Source organism: Chitinophaga sp. (genome assembly GCF_036569125.1).
Lineage (GTDB): Bacteria > Bacteroidota > Bacteroidia > Chitinophagales > Chitinophagaceae > Chitinophaga.
Genome location: NZ_DATCRF010000762.1, coordinates 1 through 2,930, shown reverse-complemented (window position 1 = coordinate 2,930; position 2,930 = coordinate 1). Strand labels below are relative to the sequence as shown.

Here is a 2,930-nt window from a genome sequence, read left to right as displayed (position 1 = left end):
GCTATTCAAGCGAATTCCCATATCCCACTAACAACACAGATATCACAATAGTAATGATGCCCGCGATGATGGTGCCGTATGTTTTTGAGCTTACCCCTTTCCATTCTCTCAGTGTAATGCCCCACAGGCTGGATACCATGATGATAAACGCCATGTGCAATATCCAGGAGCTGGCGCCGTTACCCAGCTTACTTTCGCCCATCCCGTAAAAGAAGAATTGCAGGAACCAGGTGGTGCCGGCAATAGCGGCAAACAAATAATTGCTGGCCAGCGGGGTGGATCTATCGGTGTAATTACCAAAGGTCTTATTACGTGCGTTTAACAGCATGCACCAGCATAAGTTGGTGGTAAGCCCGCCCCAGAGCAGCACTACAAAGATCACGTTATTCTGGAACAGCGGGTTGCTGCCCTGCTGTACGGCTATCTCCGCCATGGGTTTACCGGCCTCAATACCAAAGTTGAAACAGGCGCTTAAGATGCCTGAGATGGTAGCCACCACCAGGCCCTTGCGCAGGTTAAACTCCTGGATGCTCTCTTTCTTCTGATCTTCCGGTAATTCCCGTTCTTTCATTACCCCGGCCTTACCGCAAATAGCAATACCTAATAAACATACTACTACCCCGGCCAGCACCAGTAAACCGCTGTTGCTGTGCAGCATCGAGGAAAAGGTTACAGCGCCTGCCTCATGCCCGAACAGATCGCGGTAAATAGGCGGTATCAATGAGCCAAATGCAGAGGTATAGCCCAATGCCACGGACATCCCCAATGACAAACCCAGGTAGCGCATGGCCAGGCCAAATGTTAACCCGCCAATGCCCCAGAGCACCCCCATGAAATAGGTCCAGAAAAGTGTGGTACCGCTGGTGTTGCGGATAATGGCCAGGAAATCCGGCACCGTGATCCAGGCAGCCAGGAAAGGCACTATAAGCCAGGAAAAGAAACCGCCTACGATCCAATAACTTTCCCAGGCCCAGTTCTTTACTTTCTTGTACGGAATATAAAAGCTACCGGAAGCAAAGCCTCCGATAAAATGAAAAAAAACGCCTAAAATAGCTTGCATAAATGTGGAATTGTTTTAACGCTGAAAGCTTAATGCTGAATGCCTAACGCTGAATACGTTGTGCCCGGATGGCTAAAATAAAGAAAGGTGGAGAAGGAACTATCCTATACATACCCAGTGGGGAATTACGAATTAGTCAATTACGAATTACGAATTGGACACTGCATGTGTGAATGTTGTTCAATAAACTGCAGGGGATCTGAGCTGTGCTTGTACATGGCAATGCCTTTTAGCGGTTTATTTCCACTATGAAGTACTCAATTCGTAATTGACTAATTCGTATTTATAAAAATAGTCCGGCTAGCAGCTCATATGACCGGAGGCGGTCTTCAAAATGATCGGTGATGGTGGCAATTACAATTTCATCTACCTCATAATCATCGGCCAGCTGCAGCAGCTGCTCCTTTACCTGCGGCGGGGTACCGGCTATCATGCGGCCGCGGTTATGCAGCACCCGCTCCCACTCTGCCGGGGAATATTTGTAGTCCTTGATCTCGTCGTAAGAAGATATTATATCTATCCGGCCCTTTTCCAGGCTTAACAGGCGATAATCCATTACAGCCTGTAGCTGCTGCACCTTTTCTTCTGTATCTGCACAAAAAACAAAAATGCCTACACTGGCCTGCGGTTCCTGCAGCCAGGGCGATGGGCGGAACTGCTCCCGGTAATTTTGCAGCGCCTGCGGGCCCCCTACCGGGTAAATGAAATGGGCAAAGGAAAGGGCAATGCCATAATGGGCGGCCAGCAAACCGCTTTCCCCGCTGGAGGTAAGCATCCAGAGATCTGGCATAGTATCTATATGCGGAATGGCTTTTACCTTTTCATGTACAGAGCCGGTATTGGCGTTCTCGCTCAGGTAAGCCTGCAGATCAGCCACCTGCTGCACAAATTCCCGTGGGTTAAAGCTGTTGGATGGGTTGAGCAAATGCGCCGTAATTCGGTCGCCACCCGGGGCGCGGCCTATGCCCAGGTCAATACGCTGCGGATACAGGGCTTCCAGCAAACGGAAGTTCTCCGCTACTTTTAAGGTGCTGTGATTGGGCAGCATTACGCCGCCTGAACCTACCCGGATGCGCTCAGAAGCGGCTGCCAGGCGGGCAATCAATATTTCCGGGGCTGAGCCGGCCAATGTAGCGGTATTGTGATGTTCCGATACCCAGTAACGGGTAAACCCTAAACGGTCTGCTAATTGCACCAGCTGAACGCTTTCCTGCAGTGCTTCTACGGCATTGCTGCCTTTACGGATGGGAGATTGGTCTAAAACGCTGAGCTTAAGTTTCTTTTGTCGTGCCATAATAATTGAAATGTGGCAACGGTTGCAGGCAGGAACGATTGTAATTACGAATTATTCAATTACGAATTACGAATTATGGATTGCAAAAGGCAAATATAGCTATTATTGACGGATTTCGATGAATGAATGGACTGGATTTGTTAAGGCCTGATCGGTTATAGCTTTAGAGCGCCGGTTAGTGATCAGCTGCTTTTCCAAATGTTTTAAAGACCTGTTTGAAATATTTATGATCGCTTGAACTATAAGCCACACGAACTACTCAATTCGTAATTCGTAATTGAATAATTCGTAATTACCCTTTGGCTGAGGCCAGCCTGTTATACCCCTGCACCGCCCTGATCTCTGCATAGCTTACCTCATCGCCTAAACGCTGGCGGATAGCGCCGGCCGCAGCGGCTCCCATGGAGGCAAGGAGCGGCATGATCTTATCTATTTTTTCTTTGGATACAAAACTTTCCAGCGCCAGCTCCCCTGCCCCTACGCATTGGGCCAGGTGCCCTTCTACTGTACCGATGGTGAGCTGCCTGAGATCTGCTATTTCCGCTATGCTTTTACCACCCAGGTACAGCTCCAGGC

Annotated in this window: 3 protein-coding genes; all 3 read right to left on the bottom strand. The window is 49.1% G+C overall.

Translation table 11 applies throughout. The annotated features are described in order from the left end of the window. Position 1: 1 nt before the first annotated feature. A complete protein-coding gene (gene rhaT / locus VIM87_RS28155; protein WP_332000207.1) occupies positions 2-1,060 on the bottom strand; it encodes an L-rhamnose/proton symporter RhaT in 1,059 nt (352 codons plus the stop codon). Positions 1,061-1,343: 283 nt separating this feature from the next. Next, positions 1,344-2,354 carry an LLM class flavin-dependent oxidoreductase gene (locus tag VIM87_RS28150; RefSeq protein ID WP_332000206.1) on the bottom strand — a complete coding sequence of 337 codons (1,011 nt, stop codon included), beginning with the start codon at positions 2,352-2,354 and terminating at the stop codon, positions 1,344-1,346. 292 nt (positions 2,355-2,646) lie between these two features. Then, positions 2,647-2,930 (bottom strand): helix-turn-helix domain-containing protein (locus VIM87_RS28145; protein WP_332000205.1); only part of this gene is annotated, 284 nt, incomplete at its 5' end.